The sequence below is a fragment of the Mycoplasmopsis phocirhinis genome (genome assembly GCF_004216495.1).
Classification (GTDB): Bacteria; Bacillota_I; Bacilli_A; order Mycoplasmatales; family Metamycoplasmataceae; genus Mycoplasmopsis; species Mycoplasmopsis phocirhinis.
Window position 1 is genome coordinate 368,621 of sequence record NZ_CP034841.1, and the last position, 19,510, is coordinate 388,130.

At 28.4% G+C, this 19,510-nt stretch carries 13 protein-coding genes and 1 tRNA gene; 4 read left to right on the forward strand and 10 right to left on the reverse strand.

Annotated elements, in window-relative coordinates:
* Positions 1–214 precede the first annotated feature (214 nt).
* A complete protein-coding gene (locus EG856_RS01470; RefSeq protein ID WP_130429368.1) occupies positions 215–2,371 on the forward strand; it encodes a DEAD/DEAH box helicase in 2,157 nt (718 codons plus the stop codon).
* An 85-nt stretch (positions 2,372–2,456) separates the two neighbouring features.
* On the opposite strand, the gene EG856_RS01475 is transcribed toward EG856_RS01470, so the two are convergent.
* The 5 genes from EG856_RS01475 to EG856_RS01495 form a co-directional block, all read right to left on the reverse strand.
* Positions 2,457–3,383: a DHH family phosphoesterase gene (locus tag EG856_RS01475; RefSeq protein WP_232954237.1), complete on the reverse strand. Its 927-nt coding sequence runs from the start codon at positions 3,381–3,383 to the stop codon at positions 2,457–2,459.
* 47 nt (positions 3,384–3,430) lie between these two features.
* Entirely contained in the window at positions 3,431–5,263 is a 1,833-nt protein-coding gene (locus EG856_RS01480; RefSeq protein WP_130429369.1) for a ribonuclease J, read from the reverse strand.
* 231 nt (positions 5,264–5,494) lie between these two features.
* Positions 5,495–8,107: an Ig-specific serine endopeptidase MIP gene (mip, locus tag EG856_RS01485; protein WP_130429370.1), complete on the reverse strand. Its 2,613-nt coding sequence runs from the start codon at positions 8,105–8,107 to the stop codon at positions 5,495–5,497.
* Positions 8,108–8,125: 18 nt separating this feature from the next.
* The gene (locus EG856_RS01490) at positions 8,126–10,423 is read right to left on the reverse strand and encodes a putative immunoglobulin-blocking virulence protein (RefSeq protein WP_130429371.1); all 2,298 of its coding nucleotides are present in this window, start codon (positions 10,421–10,423) and stop codon (positions 8,126–8,128) included.
* A gap of 180 nt (positions 10,424–10,603) precedes the next feature.
* Positions 10,604–10,693, reverse strand: a tRNA-Ser gene (locus tag EG856_RS01495).
* 101 nt (positions 10,694–10,794) lie between these two features.
* Between EG856_RS01495 and lgt the strand changes: the two genes are divergently transcribed.
* From lgt to rpmB, 3 genes are all read left to right on the forward strand, one after another.
* Positions 10,795–11,766 (forward strand): prolipoprotein diacylglyceryl transferase, encoded by a 972-nt coding sequence (gene lgt / locus EG856_RS01500; RefSeq protein WP_130429372.1) that lies wholly within the window; start codon positions 10,795–10,797, stop codon positions 11,764–11,766.
* A gap of 2 nt (positions 11,767–11,768) precedes the next feature.
* A complete protein-coding gene (locus EG856_RS01505; protein ID WP_130429373.1) occupies positions 11,769–12,692 on the forward strand; it encodes an NAD(P)/FAD-dependent oxidoreductase in 924 nt (307 codons plus the stop codon).
* A 95-nt stretch (positions 12,693–12,787) separates the two neighbouring features.
* Positions 12,788–12,982, forward strand: a complete 195-nt coding sequence (rpmB, locus tag EG856_RS01510) for a 50S ribosomal protein L28 (protein ID WP_130429374.1) — start codon at positions 12,788–12,790, stop codon at positions 12,980–12,982.
* Between the two features lie 99 nt (positions 12,983–13,081).
* On the opposite strand, the gene EG856_RS01515 is transcribed toward rpmB, so the two are convergent.
* The 5 genes from EG856_RS01515 to EG856_RS01535 are packed head-to-tail and all read right to left on the reverse strand — an operon-like array spanning position 13,082 to position 19,509.
* Positions 13,082–14,458, reverse strand: coding sequence for an MSC_0618 family F1-like ATPase beta subunit (locus tag EG856_RS01515; protein WP_130429375.1), 1,377 nt, complete (start codon positions 14,456–14,458; stop codon positions 13,082–13,084).
* Positions 14,458–15,996, reverse strand: a complete 1,539-nt coding sequence (locus tag EG856_RS01520) for an MSC_0619 family F1-like ATPase alpha subunit (RefSeq protein ID WP_130429376.1) — start codon at positions 15,994–15,996, stop codon at positions 14,458–14,460. Before EG856_RS01520 ends, EG856_RS01515 begins: the two co-directional genes overlap by 1 nt.
* A 10-nt stretch (positions 15,997–16,006) precedes the next feature.
* A complete protein-coding gene (locus EG856_RS01525; protein WP_130429377.1) occupies positions 16,007–18,151 on the reverse strand; it encodes an MSC_0620 family F1-like ATPase-associated subunit in 2,145 nt (714 codons plus the stop codon).
* Positions 18,144–18,617, reverse strand: coding sequence for an MSC_0621 family F1-like ATPase epsilon subunit (locus EG856_RS01530; RefSeq protein ID WP_130429378.1), 474 nt, complete (start codon positions 18,615–18,617; stop codon positions 18,144–18,146). Before EG856_RS01530 ends, EG856_RS01525 begins: the two co-directional genes overlap by 8 nt.
* The gene (locus EG856_RS01535; RefSeq protein WP_130429379.1) at positions 18,610–19,509 is read right to left on the reverse strand and encodes an MSC_0622 family F1-like ATPase gamma subunit; all 900 of its coding nucleotides are present in this window, start codon (positions 19,507–19,509) and stop codon (positions 18,610–18,612) included. Before EG856_RS01535 ends, EG856_RS01530 begins: the two co-directional genes overlap by 8 nt.
* Position 19,510: the final 1 nt, after the last annotated feature.

A 19,510-nucleotide genomic window follows, 5' to 3' on the forward strand; every position in this document is an offset into this window, starting at 1 on the left:
TGATAATTTACATTCATTTTTTATTAAAGATTTAGAAAAAGCACTAAATCTAGATACTCAAAACTTAAATTCATACTTATTAGGAAATAAATTAACTAGAAAAAATCTAGACTATAACAAAAAAGAAAATGCTGGACTTTTTAGCGACATATTACAGCCTCTAAATTATCCTTGCTCACGTTTTCCAAGTAATTTAAATTATTCTTTATCTTTAATGCAACAAGTTGCTGTCAATTTAGCACTTGATTCAGATGACACTAATATAAAAAGCGTTAACGGGCCACCAGGCACTGGGAAAACAACATTGCTAAAAGATATTTTTGCCGAATTGGTTGTTAAACAAGCTCTTGAAATTTGTAAATTGGGTAATAAACATATTGACGAAAAAATTGATTTAGAAATTCAAAATTATAAAATTGCTAAAGTGCCTGAACAAATAGCTAATAAAGGAATAGTTGTTGCTAGTTCAAATAATGCTGCTGTTCAAAATATTGTTAAAGAATTACCACGCATTCATGAAATCGACAATCAAAACCAAATTCCTAAATATAAACATAAAACCTTAAAAGATTTGATTATTGAAGCAGATTATTTCTATAATATTTCAAATTCACAACTTCAACAAACAAGTAAAAATGAAAATTGAGGTTTATTTGCTATTGAGGGTGGCAAACAACAAAATACAGAGTTAATGATGAGTATCATAGATAAAGTTTTTGATTGTTTTCAAGAATATGAACCTGATGCACGAATTTATACACAATTTATACAAGAATACAATAATGTAAAAAGATTTAAAAATGATATTCAAAATTATTCTAATAAGCTAAAAAATATTGAACAAGATAAAGTCAAAATCGTTAATAATTCCAGTTTTCAAAAAGTTAAATATGCTCAAATATCAGATAATGATTTTGAAAAAATTCAGTTAACACTCCAACAACAAATTAGTAATATCGAGCAAAATATTAATAATTTGATTGATAAAAAAACACAAATTAAACAAAATATTGATTCGTTAAATATTCAAAAACCAAATGGGTTAATCCGCTTATTTAAACGCAAATTATTTAAAGACCTTGAACAACAAGAACAAGAATATGCAATTGAATTATTAAAAATAGACAAAGAAATAAAAAACGAAAACGAATTAGTTAAAAACTATAAAAAAGAATTGAATAAATTTGTGCAAATTTTAAACAAAAAAGAAAGTATTGTAAATTTGCTTAAAACAAAAGGAATTAAAAATTTAGATTTTACAGAAAATTATAATCACTTTCACCGAGGTAATCCGTGATTTAATCAAGAATACCGAATTTTGCAATCTAATCTTTTTATATTAGCCTTAAAAGTAAGAAAACAGTTTTTATACGAAAATAGATTTAGCATCAAATCTGCAAAAACAATTTGAACTAATCAAAATAAAATATTTACAAAGAAAAGAAGTGAATTAATAACGCAAGCGTGAAATTGAATAAATTTAATTTTTCCAGTAATTAGTTCAACATTTGCTAGTTTTTCAAGGATGTTTCAAAATTTAGCCAAGGAATCAATAGGCTATTTATTTATCGATGAGGCTGGTCAAGCTCTGCCCCAAGCTAGTGTAGGAGCAATTTTTAGGTCTAAACGTTTATTGGTGGTAGGCGATCCTAGTCAAATTGAACCTGTTCTTACATTAGACTTAAAAATATTACACTCAATAGCACAATCTTTTGATGTTTATAATGATTATTTTTCTTCAACACAATATTTAGTAGACCAACATAGTGAATATGGTTATCAAAAAGCAGATAAAAGTTGAATAGGAATACCATTGTGAGTACAACGAAGATGACTTTCACCAATGTTTGATATATCTAATGCAATTTCGTATGATGATAAAATGGTTCAAGGTAAAAATGACAATACAACAGGTGTTGGCGAATGAATTGATGTTGAAAGCAAAAATGCTGATGATAAGTATGTCAAAGAACAAGCAAATGAGTTAATCAATCAAATAATCAAAATTCAAGATACTGACCCTAATAAATCAATATATGTTATTTCGCCGTTTAAAAATGTAGCAAATAGGCTTATTAAAGATCTAGATGAAATTGGATTTGTTCAATATTCAAATAACAATAAAGCCATAAATGTTGGTACAGTACACACGTTTCAAGGTAAAGAAGCTGATGTTGTCTTTTTGGTATTGGGTTGTGATGATAAAAATACAGGCGCGGCTAATTGAGCCGTTAAAAATCCTAATCTAATGAATGTTGCGGCTACGAGAGCAAGAAAAGAATTTTACATAATCGGAGATAAAAAAATATTTGAAAATCTTGGAAGTGAAGTAATCAAAAAAACTCTTACCAAATTAACATCTAAAAGTTAAAAACAATATTTATATTGGTGTATTACAATTTTAAATATCAAGCACTAAAACTGCTTGATATTTTTAATTTAATTTAAGATGTTAATTATTGAGATTTATTTATCAATTCAATAACTTTTTTAATTTGTGATAATGACTCAATATTAAAACCCGAAGAGTGAAAATGTCCTCCACCACCAAAATTATTAGCAATTTTTGAAACATCAAAATATGAGTGAGAACGAATTGAGCAACGATAAAATCCTTGTTTGCTCTTTAACACTGCTAAACAAACTTCACTATCAGCAATATCAAGAAATGAATTTACTAATGGTCGTACTATATCATTGGAAATAATTTGTTCTGAAACAATATATGAAACTAAACCATCAACTTGAATTGTTTTTAACACATCAAAAATAATTTGTTTTTCTTGTTTATTTAATTTTAAATTTTGTAATACTTGTTTATATTCTAGTCCTTTTGACATTAAAAAACTCATTGCCTCAAAAGTAGAAGTACTTATATTTCGTTGTGTGAAATTATTAGTATCACTAATAATAGCAACCGCTAAAGCTTGCATTGCTTTTTGATTTAATTTTAAATTTAGGCTTTTAACCATTTCAACTAATAATTGACCACATGCTGGTCAATGATCACCGCCAATGCCAAACATAAATTTTTCCTCTTCAGGGTGGTGGTCTAATTTAAGTGATGTTGTAACATCAACACGCTGATCAAAAACTCTTTTTTTGTTTGAGGTATCAACAACTATTTTTAATGATTTATCAAAAAAATCATCTCTAACTAAATCTAGTTTAGCATCAAATAAAAATTCCAAATTACGCGGACACTCACCTCCTGAAATTTGTACTTGTTCAATATTTGTTGAATTAATCTCAATAATTTGTTTAAGAGCTACGCTTGTGCCGATTGTATCACCGTCTGGATTTTTATGAGTTAATAATGTAATAAATTGAGAGTTATTGATATATTCTCAAAACTTTTTGAATTGCTGGTTTAAATTGTCCATATTTTAATTATATAAATAATTTTTAAAACAAAAAATAGAGCCTTGCTTTATTCTATATCTTCTTCGTCATCATGGATATCATCTTCAAGTTCGGATTGATCGCCGAACATTTCACTACGCACATTTTTCAAAATTGACTTAGTTTTTGAATTAGTTTTTTCTTTTTTATCAAATTTAAGCTCGCTGTTTTGTAAAACTACATCATTAGGATCATCTGTGTATAAAATCGTTGGGATTATAATTGGTTTTCTTCTTTTTTCCTTATAAAAAAGATTTTCAAGTCGTTCTATAATTAATTGTTTTAACTCTACTATATTAAAATTTTGTGTGTTTTTAACATAGTATAAAGCTGCGCCGTGCGCTACACGCTTTGCTTCATTAACTAAAGCTAATGAAGTTTTAACATAAAACGCACCTCGTGAGATTAGCGATGGTCGTCCAATTATATTTTTATTCGGACGGTCTATAACTAAACAAATATTAACAAAACCGCTTTCAGCTAATTGCTGTCTTTCTTTGATTACATTGGCATTTAAATTTAACACATTATGCCCATCAATATAAATAGGTCCATAATCTATTTTTTCATCACTTTCACTCACTACTTGATTAATAATGTTATAAACACGACCTTTTTCGGGAATGAAAATATTATTAGGATTTACACCGTTGCGCACAGCACTTTGACCATGGACTATACTCATACGATATTCGCCATGGTAAGGAATAAAGTATTTAGGTTTAGTTAATTGAAAAATTTTATCGTGTTCATGTTTATATGCGTGTCCAGAAGTGTGTAAATAACCATCTACACCATTTTCTTTGATATCTGCTCCTAGTTTAGCCAAACGGTTAATTAGAAGTTCAATCACCATATGATTACCTGGAATAGGACTAGAAGAAAATATTATTAAATCACCTTTTTCTATTTTTACACTTTGGTGCTTACCGTGCGACATTCTCGCAAGAGCAGCTAATTGCTCACCTTGACTACCGGTTGTTAAAATAACTAAATCTTTATCGGGTACACTTGACACTTGTTTTTTATCAAGCAAAACCTTGTTATCAACATTAATATAACCTAATTTGCGACCAATTTTTACGCCATTAACCATTGAACGACCAAAGGTGGCTACCTTTTTGCCTAATTTTGCAACTAATTCAATTATTGCTTTAACACGTGTTAAATTAGAAGCAAAAGCTGTAATAATCACTTTACGAGTTGCTTGCCTAATATATTTTTCAATATCTTTTAAAATATCGTTTTCTGAAGGAGAATGAAACGGACGCATTGCATTTGTTGAATCAGATAATAAAACAGTTAAACCTTCTTTACCAATTTGATCTAAACGAGCAAAATCAGTATAACTTTCACCAATAGGATTGTAATCGAATCTAAAATCACCGGTGCACATTATTGAACCATTAGGAGTATTAATACGAATACCAAACGCATCTGGAATTGAGTGTTGTGCTGATCAAAAATCTACTCAACATTCTCCAAAACGATGTACAGCCGATTTTTCAATTTCAATAAATTCAATATCACTTGGAACTTTGTGCTCTTCAAATTTTAATTTTAAATATTGAATTGCTATACGTGGGGCGAATATTTTTTTAAAAGCCACTTGTTTAACTAAATAAACAACTCCTCCGATATGATCTTCGTGACCATGAGTAATGAATAAACCTTTAATTTTGTGTTTATTTTGTGCTAAATACGAATAATCTGGAATTATGCCTTTAATACCAGTTTGTGCAGTATCAGCAAATTTAATTCCCGCATCAACTATAAAAATATTGTCTTTATATTCAACAAATAATGAAGATTTACCAATTTCTTGTACACCACCAATTGCTACTAATCTTGTTGGGTTCATATACCTCCTGTGTTTAATTTATTATTAATAAAAGAAATTTATAAATAGTAATATCATATGTTATACCACAAAAATATAATAAACCAAAAAAGCAAGTAAAAATTTAGATAATTTGTTTAAACCTATAATAAAGTGAAAAAAAAGTTGCACTAAAATTGCAACTTTTAATTTAGAGTTTTGTATATTTTAAACAAATGTTTTCAATAAATTTATACAAAATTATTAAAATTACTAATTTGTTTTTTTATTCAATAAATCTTGGTTGTTGAATTTAAATTCATCGGGAATATTATCTTGCGAAACACCGTTAGGGAATAATTGAGTTTTGAATGTGTTGTTATATTTTTTTTCTAATGCTTGTCTGTATGATGTTTTTTGGTTTTTGCCACCACCATAAATTAAATCATATTGTTCTAAATTATACCCATTATAAGCATTTCTGTAATCTCATCCTTCTGATCTAAATGCCGCCACAAAATCAGTACGAGCATCTCTAATAATAGTACTGTGAACCCCAACTAATCTATTTTCTTGATTTCTTACACTCGAACCAGATGAGCCGCCAATTGGTACAAAGTGTCTTAACATATATTGAAGGCCTGAATTAAAGTATTTTTGTGATTTATAATTCTCATCTAGAGTGGTATAAATATTTCTACCCCGAATTGGACTAACAATAAAGCCATCATTTAAACCAGGTTTATCTATAAATGAACGATAACCAATTTGGTATGATAAATAATTACCTTTATCTAATTTTTCTTTAGATATGTTTTGTGGTCCATCTTCAGCAACAGCCTTGTTGTTATAGAATTCATAATTAGAGTTGATTCATAAACTTTCATATGATTGTCTTGCTTCGTATTGATCTTTTTCGGTAATTGGATCTAAAAAGAAATCTTCTGTGGCTTTAGGATATCCTAGAGCAAATAATTCATCAGTTTTTTTCGGTGTTTGATCTTTTTTAATTACTAAATCAAAATCAATTTGGTCATAGTCTTTTAAATAAGATGTTGATAAAAATTTAACTTTTTTATTTTCTTCTCAATTAGCGTAATTATTTGTCACTGCTTTTGCAATTTCTTCACCAAAATCTTTGCCGTTAATCGAATTTAAAAATTCATCTTCTTTATCTTTGCGGTCATTTTGTAGGCTAAATTTATTTTTATCAATGCTGTTGAATTTTGAAAAATCAACTTCAATCACAGCAAAATCTATCATTTCTTCAACATCAGCGTATTCTTTTTTTCCTTTTTCATCTAAATATTGTTTAGGTGAGGTGTTCAAATAATCTGTAGCATCATAAATTCTAGTAACTGCTTCTTTGACTTTATCGCCATTAAATGAATATGTATAAAAATGAGGATCAAAACCAGTTATTTTTAATTTGGTGTTTAAACCAACTCCAGGCGTTGATTGTAGAACAGTAATACTTAAACCATTAAAGCCTTGACGATGGAAAATTCTTGCTACGTGAGAATTGGTTCCAAAATATCATTTGGTTGGATATTTACCATCTTTAGAGATTTCATAGTCCATAATTCACATAGTACCTGAAGAAGCACGAAGTTTTTTGCCACTTGATTTTTGAGTTTCATAATCTTGAATTTGTTTTTCTCAACTTTGGATAACTTTTTCAAAAGTTAATGTTTTTATTTCAGTATTGATTGTGTTATTAATTTGAGCAATGTCTGCTTCAAATCTTTTCTTAATACCTTCTTTATCAATTTCAGCCGTACGTGGGTCTTCTAATTGTTGTTTTAATTGAAATTGTAAATCTAATATTTTTTCTCTTTCAACATTCGCTAATGCTTCAATATATTCAGCTAAACGTTGGTTATTTTGAGCTGCTTGTCATTCCTTCATTTTAGCAATGTTAGATTTTAATTCTTCGATTTCAGAAGCGAAATCATCAAAATATGAAAATGACACCGACATTGTTTGGTAAGCTATATCTCTATAAGTTTCGTTAGGCAATAAACGAGCTAAACCAATAGATTGAAAAATATTTCTATTGCCTAAAAAATCTGTTTTTGAGTATCTTGTTGGTGGTGTACCAGTGTTAATTGATAAACCTTCAATTGCGCCATCAGGTTTAAACTTTGGTACAGTAAAACCTTTATAAACACCATCTTCATAACTTGGTATTTTAGCCTCGACTGCTAAATCATTAAATTTTTGAGCATATTCAGGTGTATAGTTTAAACCATCTCTTACTTCGTTAATTGGACGGTTTTGGTATTGTTGCTTTAATTCACGTAAATATTCTTCATTATCAATTTGATATCTTTGTGTTTGATTGGCATTAATATATTCGCTCGTTACTGTGTTTCGAGTTGTATCAATTGGTATAGTTCCTTGTGCATCGACACCCATTGGTGTGGTTTTAAAACCACTTAATTCATAATTTTTTAAGCTAGTTTTAGTTTTATCAGTTTTATTTGTAATTTGAACCTTAAAGCTAGCCATTCCAGTTATATTAGCATCAAATTTAGCATCAATTGCAATCAAATTAAAATCAAAATTTTTATCTAAATTATTTTTCAAAGTTAAGTTTACTAAATCTTTATTTTGAGATAGTGTCAAGGCATCAATATTAGATCTAGACGTATCAGCACCACGACCAAATTTAGCCTCAAACACTTCGTCAAAACTCAATGCTTGTATTGCTTGTAAATCTAAATTACTTAAATCTTTTTTTGTTTCAGTACCTTTTTTATCGTTATTTTGTCCTCCGCCATCAATATTATCATTTTCTTTTTTAGCACATGCTACCGCAATTGTCGGAATTGTTGCTGAAATTGAGGCTAATGAAAACACTAAATATAATTTATTTTTTTTCATTTTTATATTTTCCTTTCTTTATTGGAAACTAAATCCATTATCTTGCTCTACTGTAAAGCCAGCATTTTGCAATTTTTGAACAACACTATCTTTATTTGGAGTATCAACATCCACTAAAATTTTGCCTAAAAAATCCTTATTATCATTTTTTACTAATTCTTTAAAACGAATTAAATTAGCAATAGCAGTTGAACTTAAATCTTCCTTGATTTTGAAACCAACTGTGGTTGGGCCATTTGAAAATTTTATTTTTGGTCTTTCAGTCGCAAATGCTTGAGCAAAATTTTCAAAACCGGCTTGTTCCAAATTTAAATTATCAATTTCAAAAAATCTATCATTATTATAAAAAGTTGCTCTTCAAATTTTACGTGAGTTGTTTGAAGATTTAATAATATCGTTAAAGATTAAACCCCGCAGCGATTTAATTTCAGGAACACGACTAAAATCAAGTCCAGTAGGATAACTATTGCCACCTTCATTGTGATCAGCATCTAAACCACTTCCATATGCTCCTTGAAAAAATGGTTCATTATTACGAGCATAATATGCCATTCTTAAACCTAAATTAATCCGTTCAAACGGATTAGTTGAATTTTTATCATAATCTTGAACATCAAAGGCTAAAGTGTTAAAAGTAATACGCGTAAAAATGACTGCACCAGCTGCGTATTCGCTGCTAACATTATAATCATTAGTATTAATTCATTCTGTTTTGCGCAAAGCAAGAGGATTTATACTTCATTCATCTAATAGTGAATTACCCCGAGTGTATAGAGCCAATTCTTTAATGCTTTTATTTTCTAATTCTATTAAAGAACCAGTATTAGTAGCACGATCACTAAAATGCAATTCAAGTTGTAGAATTTTATCTGGCAATTCTCTTAAAATCGGTTTAAAAGCTTGTGCTGTGTCATTTTCGCCCATGTTTTTGATACGATATGAAATAACATTTAAGTTGTTTTGTTTTACTCTTTGAATTAATTTAATAGTTTTATCATAACCTAATTTATTGGCAGCATCAATTTCTAACACATAACCTTGATTGATTTGTTTTGGATCATTTTCAATAAATTTATCTCTAGTCATTAAAATGATTTTGACACCGTCGCCAGTTTGTACTAAATCTTTAAATTCATTATCAGTTAGTGTGACATCGCTGCTAGTTCAGCCTGGATAACTTCCGTCTCTTATTTGGTCTGGACTTCTATTGTATGGCGAATCATAACTAAATACGCGACGAGTTAAATTATCTCTTTTTAATCTTGAAATTGTGCCATTATAATCATCAGGTAAATTATATGCGCTAGATTCTAATTCTCCGTTTTCAGTAAAATAGGTTTCGCGTTGATCTAAAACATAACCTTTTGCTAAATAATCTTCTGCTACTTTTGAAAGTTTAGTTACTTTAGAAAAATCTATATGATTATATAATCAAAGATAACGATAGGCTTTACTACCTCCAAAATCAAAAGTATCATATTGAGCTAAACCTTCTTCATTTAAAAATTTTTTAACATTTTCGCTGTCAAATAATCTTTGTCATTTTCAAAATTCTTTATCTCAATAATGACTATTTTGTTTGACAAAATTATCTATTTTTGTGCCATTTAGTTCTTTGATATGAAGATACGAATCAATCAAAATTTTAATCATATCCCCGTTTAGGCCAACAGGGCCACCTTTGGCGTTTTCAACGGCCGCTTTTCTTAATTTATCTGTGACATCAACAGAAATAATTTTACCTGTTGTATCGTTTTGGTATGGGTTTGGATTAGTAATACTATGTTTAACATCATATTTAAAAATTTGCCGAGTTTTTGCATTTTCAATTTTAGCATGAACATCAACACCTACAAGAGTTAAATTAGCTAAATTATCTTCATAAGCAACTTCTCTATCTTCATCACTAATTAAATTATTTAATTCTTGTTTAGGTTGTTGAATTGGTTCAATTTTTGGTTTTGGTACAGGTTTAACTTCGGCTTTAGGTTCAGGTTTTGGTTTAGGTTTATCTTCGGCTGTAATTTTAATGATTTTTATTTCTTTTTTTGGTTCAGGTTTTGGTTTTGGTTGAGGTGTAGGTTTTGGAATTTCTTTAAGGTTAAGGTCTATGAGTGAATTAAGTGTTTTGTCTAATTCCAAATTGTCTTTAGCAATAAAATTTTGACTAGCCTTTGCATTAGTTTGATAATCAATAGCATTTACTGGTTTAGATGCTGCTAAATATATAGCAACACTTGCAATTGAAGTTAAACTAATAGTAGATAAAACAGATAAACTAATCAATTTATTTTTCTTATTTTTAAAAAATTTCATTCTCTCTCCTTATTGCAAAACTTACAATAATTTATGTAAAAATTATAATATTTAATTTTTTTTAAAAATAATTAAAAAAAATATCTTAAAATGCTTATTTTCGCTTTAATTGGTAAAAATAATAAAAAAATGATTTAGCAAAAAATAAAGATTTAAAAGACAAAAAATATAAATAAAAAATGGCCGGTAGTAAGGGATTTGAACCCTTGAGTGATTTGCACCACTATTTGTTTTCGAGACAAACCTCTTCAGCCACTCGAGCAACTACCGTTTTGCATCATTAATTATGTTATTAAATTTACACATAATTTATATATACATTATAATTAAAAAGATAAATATTAATAGAAATTAAAATAAAAGGAGGTCAAATGAATATCGAAAATAAATTTGGTATTGTAGCTGGTGTTCCTGCCAATTCAGCTTCAGTGTTATTTAATATTGGAGCTTTGCCAATTCGTACATATTCAATTACATTGATGATGGGTATGTTGGCGGCCATTTTAACTATTGCGTTTTTTTGAAAAAGAGAAAAATATAAATGAGATATTTTATACACTTTGATTGTAATAGTTATTCCGACTTCAATAGTTGGTGCTCGTTTATGAGATTTAGTTGAAGAAGCTATTTATAACCCAAATTATGATTTTTCAAATTGGTATAAAGTTTGAGAAGGTGGTTTAAGTATTCAAGGTGGAGTAATTTTGAGTGCTGCGTGTGGGATGATTTATGCTTATCATCGTCGACACGATGTCGATTTTAGAAAAGTGTTAGATTTTATTATTCCAACAATTTTAATAGGACAAGTAATTGGCCGTTGAGGAAACTACGCTAACCATGAAGTTTATGGAAAAGTAGATTGAGATGGTTCATCTGTATTAATTTTTGGTAAAACTTTTGCCCAAAATCTATTTATTTCAGATGCGTATAGTGCATCACTAAATCAACCAGGTTTATTTAGATACCCATTATTTTTATACGAAGGTTTAGCAAACCTTGCTGGCTATTTAGTGCTAGTTTGAATAATTAATTTATTTGGTTTGTTAAAACCTGGTTCAAATTCAGGCTTATACTTTGTGTGATATGGTTTAGTAAGATTGGCTCTTGAACCTTTACGTGAAAGTGCTTTTCAAATCTACACCATCGCATCATTGGTATTTATCGCACTAGGAACAGCAATGTTTATTTACTTTATGTTCTTCAATCCAATACATTACAAAAAAACTAAAAATAAATACAGATTTAAATATATTTATTCACACCCACAAAAATATTTAGACCATGTGAATAAAACAAGACTATTTGATAGAAAAAAACCTGTTTATACAGTATTAAGGGGATAAAAATGGAATACGATGTAATTATTATAGGTACTGGACCTGCTGGTTCAAATGCAGCTCTATATGCTGCTAGAGGTGGACTTAAAACTTTAATTATTGAAAAAGAAAATACCGGAGGTAAAATTGTTACTAGTGCTACAGTTGAAAACTGATTAGGTACAAGCACAATTTCTGGTTATGATTTAGGTGAAAAAATGCTAAATCACGCAAAAGAAAACGGTGCTAAATTATTGATGGCTGAAGTTGTTAAAATTAATTCTTTATCTGAATTTGAAAAAGAAGTAGTTTTAAAAAACAGCAAAGTTATAACAACTAAATCAATTATTGTAGCAACTGGCTTAAAACACCGCGAACCAACATTTATTAAAAACTACGAGCAATTTCGTAATAACGGTGTTCACTTCTGTACAACTTGTGATGCACCTTTATACCGTAACAAAAATATAGTTGTTTTAGGTGGTGGTAATTCAGCTGTTGAAGAAGCAATCTTTGCTGCTAGATTTGTCAATCATGTTGATATGATCGTTTTAAATGAAATAACAGCTGATAAAGTACTTGTTGATGCTTTAAAACAAACCCCAAATATTAGCGTTCATACACAATCACAAATTTTAGAATTAAACGGTGATGAAGATGGAATTAAAGAAGTCGTGGTTCAAAATAACCAAACAAATGAAATAACAAAATTTAATTCTTTAGCACTATTTTCACTAATTGGTTTTGTGCCTGACAACTCAATTCATAAACATTTAAATTTAACCGATGAAAAAGGTTTTATTAAAGTTAACGAAGATATGGAAACTTCAGTCAAAAACATTTATGCTGCTGGAGATATTATTGTTAAAAAAGTTAGACAATTAATAACTGCGGCCAGTGATGGCTGTGTAGCAGCTAAAACTTTAATCGATAAAATAAACTTAAATAAATAAGCAAAATTTGATAAAATTTGTTTCTAAAAAAACCATTTTTAAGTATAATTAAAATACTTTTTATGAATAATTAATTATTAAATGAAAGGAGCAAAATGGCTAGAGTAGATCAATTAACAGGTAAGCGTGCACAAACAGGAAATAAACGTTCTCACGCTATGAATGCATCTAAAAGAAAATTTAACTTAAACTTACAAAAAGTTAAAATGTATGTTGATGGCAAAAAAGTTACTTTAAGAGTTACAGCAAAAACAGCTAAAACCCTTAGAAGAAACGCTGCTAGTGTTTAATTTCTTTCATTATCTAAAGTTTAACTCAGCAATAATAATGCTGAGTTTTTTATTTTAATAAATAAAAAAATACTCAAAACTGAGCATTTATAAGTTTAATTATAGACCTAATTCTTTATCAGTTGGAATATTCAGAGCTGAACCTACATATGAGAAAATTTCAGGACTTTGTTTTAAATATTCACCATTAAGAATTCTTTGAACACTTTTAACAGTGTCTTTTAATTTAACAAACTCACCTTTTGATTTAGTAAAATGTTCGGTCATAAAGAAGTTTTGAGTAAAGAAGTTTTCCAGTTGTAATGCTTTTTTAACAATGGTTTTGTTTTCGTCATCTAATTCATCAAAACCTAAAATTAAAATAACATCTTCTAGATCTTTATAAGTTTTTAAAATTCTTTTTGTTTCAATAATTGCGTTGAAATGTTCTTTACCAATAATTGTTTCATTGACTGAGTTTGATTGACTAGCTAAAGGGTCAAAGGCTGGAAAAATATTTTTTGCTGTTTGAGCTCTTGATAAAACAAGGTTACCGTCAAGGTGATTGAACACTGCCACAGCAGAAGGATCTGACAAGTCATCCATTGGTAAAAACATTGTTTGGAATGATGTAATAGCCCCATTAGCATTTTTAAACATACGGTGTTCAATGTTAGCCACATCGCTTTCCAATGTTGATTGATAACCACCTACAGAAGGTTTTTTACCTAGCGATGAACTAACTTCATTTTCAGCTTGAACAAAACGGTAAATGTTATCAATAAATAATAATACATCTTCTTTTTCTTTGTCTCTTAAATATTCAGCAGCTGTAATTCCAATCGGAACAATAGACATTCTAGCACCTGGCGATTCGTTCATTTTTGAAACAAACATAATTGAGTTTTTTAATAAATTAGAACTTTTTAGTTCGTTATATAGTTCAATACCCTCGCGCGAACGCTCGCCGGAACCAATGAATATGTTACTTGTTTGTTTATTGGCATTATTAACATTAAAAATAATTTCTTTCATTAAAACTGTTTTACCAACTCCAGCTCCACCAAAAATACCCATTTTGTAGCCTTTAATAATTGGGATGAAAAAATCTATTGCTTTAATTCCAGTTTCAATTAATTCAACTTTGGTGTCAATAAATTTATCTTTATTAATGGTTGAATTCATTTCAACATATTCGGGTGTATCAATTTGTGGTAAAAGCGGCAAACCAGTAAAACTATAAATGTTATTTTTTGATTTTTTACCTACAGGTACCATGAAACTCTTATTTGTATTTAATACTTCATCGTTCAGCGCAATAGGCTGATAAGTATAAATAACAATAGCTTTTACAGTAGTATCGTTTAAAACTCTTTTAACTAATAAATAGGTTTTGCCATCGTGCAAGGTTAATAAGTTGTTTACTTTAGGTAAATTTTCAGTCGCAAACTGAATTTCAATAACATCTGTGTTAAATTTAATAATTTTTCCTGTCATTATTTATCTCCTAACATTGAAGCAATTGACGAAAGATCTTGTTTATCAAGTTCAATAAATTTGTGTTCAACTTTAACATCTCAACCTAAATTTAAATAATCTGAATATTGTTTTAGAGCAAAAGCAAAAAAGTTTTTTACCATATTGTCATCGTATTTGTTAGAACTAGAAATAATTTCAAATGATTTTTTGGCTTCGTTATTAACATCAATTAATTTATTTAGAAAACTCATTGCTTTTTGTTCATCTTTAACACCTTTAAACAAACCTCATGAAATTATTTTTGAAGTTAAAAGAATAAATCTGTTTGAATATAATGAATACCCTCTTTGTGTAAACATTTTTTCAATCATTTTACCTTTTGACAGTAATAACGAGGTTTCAGCGTTAAATTCATAATCTAAAGTTGCTAATTTTAAGTGGCGTTTGTATTTACGATAAATTTTACCAATTTCGCCAGCTACTTTAGTTATTGTGTGATTTTGCACACTTGAACCAGTTCTAGATACTGATAAATCAATATTAATTGCCGGTAATTTACCAGCAGCAAATAAATCTGAACTAGTTACAATTTGTCCATCAGTAATTGAAATGATATTTGAAGAAATTAAAGAAGTAATATCGCCATCAATAGTTTGTAAAATCGGTAAAGCTGTTATAGTTTTACGTCCAACAAAACTACCTGATCTTTCCAATAATTGTGAGTGGGCAAAGAAAATATCCCCAGGCATTGCTTCTTTTCCAACAGGAGCATCTGAAAGTAATGCCATTTCTCTAAATACATTTGCGTGTTTAGTTAAATCGTCAAAAACAATTAAAACATCATCAGTTTGAGAAATGTTTTCGGCATGAGCCATACCCACATAAGGAGCTAAATATTGATCATAAGTTGAAGTTGCGAAGGCATCAATAATAATTGTATTTTTCAAAGCATTATGTTTTTGCAATGTTGAATACACCATTGCAATTGTTTCTCTTTTTTGGCCAATAGCAACATAAATACATTTAACATTTTTGTTAGCTTGATTAATTATTGTATTCAAAGCGATATGTGTTTTACCAGTTTGACGATCACCAATAATTAATTCACGTTGACCTTTACCAATTGGGATTAATAAGTCAATGGCTGGAATACCAGTATAAAGTTGTTCATTTAGCGTTTTAACACTCATCAAATCGTGAGCTAGGTTAAAAATTGGACTTGAGTGTAATGTTGGAGAAAAAGATGGTTTAGGCATTGCACTAGGCAAAATTATATTGCCGGCAACATCAATAACTTTTCCAAAATAAGATTGTGAAGTAAACACGCTAAAATTGGTGTTTAATAATTCTAGTTCATCACCAACTGCTAATTGGTGTTCTTCATCACTTGATAATAAAATTGCACTTTTGTTATCAGCATTAATTAAAATAAACTTAATATGTGGTTTATCTTTAGCAATAAACATTTGTTTTTGTGAGTAATTAAATGTACCTTCAACTTGAACCATATAGTCAAAAATAGATGTAATTACTGGATTTTTTGTAGTTTTGGCCATGTTTTCCTTTCTAAATTAAAATTAGTAATACACCAGCTAACATAACGCTCAGTGTAATTGCCAATAAAGTGATATACACATTTCTTAATTTTCTTTGTTTAACTGTTTTAATATTTAGAGCAATTAAAATTATAAATAAAGTTAAAATTAACGAACCTAGCACTAACATTGAAATACCAAATTCTTTTTTAACTCCTTGTACTTTAACGCTACGTTCGCTGTTTTGTTTTAAAGCTTCTTGGTAAGCGGCATCGTAGTCTTTAAAGTTATTATCATCTATTTTTTTAGAATCAGCTAATGTTCTTAAAATAGTAAAATTTTTACGCACACCACTAATTTGTTGAATATACTCATCATACCAAGAATTTAAATTACGAGGATTTGATTCTGAATTTGATTTTAATATCGAAACATCACGTTCAGTTTTGACAAAAAATTCATCAATAGGTCTAATAGTGTATGTTGTTTGGTTATTTAATTTTTCTTTATAAGTTGTGTTTAATAAATTGATATTTTCGGTAATAATATCTTTATTTAATCTAAATACATCGATTTTATATCTTTGAACAAAAGTTTCATAAGCATTAGGAATTGTTGTTCACGCATTTGAATTGTTTAATTTACTTTGAAACACATAAGAAATAAACATTGCTTTTGCTTGTCTGGCAACTTTACTAAATGCTTTATTATCATTGATGTTGCTAATTCTTTTTCTTCAGTTGTCTATATTTTTTTCTTGTTCTTGAACAAAAAGATCTGAATATACTAATTTAACAAATAAATCAACTACTGAAAAGAAACTATTAGCTAAAATTGGGTCATTTAATTTTTTGAAATCAATTTTGTCATCTAGACCTAATGATTCATAGAATTTTAAAACTGTGTTTTTAATTGATTCTACAGTTGTGTAGCGAATTTTTTGTAAAATTGGATCTCTATTTGCTTCAAAATTAAACGCAACCGGATAAACCCGTTTTAAATTAGGTTTTTCCTTTTCATAAACACTAACTCTTGCTTCTTTATCTTTAATTTCAACTACCTCATATTCAAAACGAGTATTTATTGGGTTATTGAAGAAAAATACATCTTTAGAATTAGTAGTGATCAAAGCACTTAATTCGCTTAACGATTTAGTTGCGTGCTCACTTCGTACATAAGGAGCTAAACTCGGTATAGCTTCAGCTACACTATCAGGTGGAATAGGATTAGCTGGTGCTGGTTGACCTTGATTTGGTACCAATGGTGGAATATTTGGTGGTGAAGTTTGTTGTTGCTGTTGTTGAGGATCTTCGGGCTGGAATTGTTGGTTTTGAGTTAAGTCAAAATCTATAAAACGTGGCTTGATTTTCGCGATTATATAATCTTTTCAAGAATTATAACCTTTAGGGGTTGTGACACTAAAACCATTGATAGTTTCAGTGTCATTAGTAATTTTTTCTTGTTTTAATTCAATATCTTTATCTAAAAGTAAAACATCCGAATCGTTAAAAGAAATATCAAAAGCACTCTTTAACAATTCAACAGCATATTGGCGAATTGTTTTTTCAAAATTATCACGGTTAATGAAATTTTTTTCTTGTGAAGTTTCTACTTTAATATCGTTTTGTGGATTAGAAACAACTCTGTTATATTTAGTGTTTTCAGCTTGGTCGTTAGCACCAAAAATTACATTACTATAAATTTTATCGTTATATTGAACACTACCACGTTCATATAGTCTTAATTTTGATACTACATTAGGAAATGTTATATAAAATCCATAATTTTCGGGATTATTTTTTAAATCTTCTTTATTTGCTTCAAAAAAGTCTAATAAAGCATATAAATAAATTTGTTTTGAAAGCGATTTACGATATTCAATTTGATCATCGTTTTTTAGTTTTTCAATTTCATTTTTAAGTGCACTAATAACAACTTCAGGTAATTCAGTTAAGGCTTGTTTTATTCTTTTTTCACTAAAATCTTCAAAGGTTGAAAAAGATGGATCGTAATCTTTAGGTTGCTCAACAGTGCTTTTATCAATTTCGTTAGAATCATCTGGTGAATTTGGTTGTTCGCTATCAGTGCCGTTTTCACCCATACTAATAACAGTTAAAGGTAGCGAAAGCGAAACAATAGAACCTAATGAATAAATTAAACGTTTTTTTCTACTCATTATACACTCCTTCGTATTCAACTAAAGAAAACTCTAATAGCATTTTAATTTCAAATTGCCTACGTTTTAATTCGTTAAGTTTAGCAACTTCATCTAGTTTTATACCAATGTTTTGGCTGGCAATCAAATAATTAATTTGCGAAGATATTGTTTTTAATTCGTTTTTAAAAGTTGATTTTTTAAAGTTATTTTTATCACTTAACATTAATTTAATGTTCGAAAAGGTATTGATTAAAATATGATTATTTTCCACAACAATATTTGCATTATCAACAAAAGTGTATAGAACAATATTATTTTTTGTTTTTATTTTAATTAGAGTTTGTTCATAACTAGCTATAGATTCATTTTTAACAATTTTTCAATCATTAAATTCATTAACATTTAAAAATAGTGTGGCGTTTTTAAAATTTAATGAGGCGTTAGAAAGCGAATTAATTTGAATATCAAAAATGTTTTTATTCATTATCTGCTCCTCTTTTTTTTCTAAAAAACATTACAATATCTTCTATTTCTTTTTCGCGTTTAAATTTAATTATTTTTTTATTCAATTTCAAAATATCTTCGTCTAGTTGTTTAATAATTTGGTTTGTACTAATCAAATTGTTTTTAGCATTATAAAAATATGATTCAATAATTAAGGAGTGAATGGCATTTGATAAAAATATGTTTATTTCACTGTCAATAAATTGTTCTAAATTAGGATAAATTTCGTATTTTTTAACAGGCTTTAAAATTGGTTGTTTGATTTCATTCGATAATTGGTCAACATCAAAATTTTCTAAAGGTAAAATTGTAAAAGCGTTTTTGAAATTTTTATTTGTGTTAATAACAAAACGAACACTATCATAAGCTTCATCTACATATAAATATTTAATTAAAAAAGTTAGTTCTTTAGCAATATTCACATTTTTGTGGTTTTGTTTAAATGATTTAATTAAATTTAACTTATTAGATTTAATAAATTCAATAGCTCTATCACCAATGGCTATAAAATCGGCTTGTGTTTTTTTAATATTTTCTAAAATCATTTTTTCATAACGAGAATATGAGTCAGTTGAGTGTTTTTGCTCTTCGGTTAAATAAACTCATAATTCACGTTTTTTGCCAAAAAATTTAAAAATTTTATTAATGAAAGTGTTGGTTAAAGATTTATTTTGAATAAAGTCATTGCGGATGTTATAACTTTGGCGCAAGTTGGTAATTAAACTTTTATTAGCCAAAGCATTATCAACATAAAATTTTAGCTTTTTGTTTAATTTCATAATATCAATTAACAAAATATTTTTGTCGTTATTAACTCTAGTGTAAATATTTTCTAAGCTCGATTTTTTTTGTTCAATTTTTTTGAAGTGCATA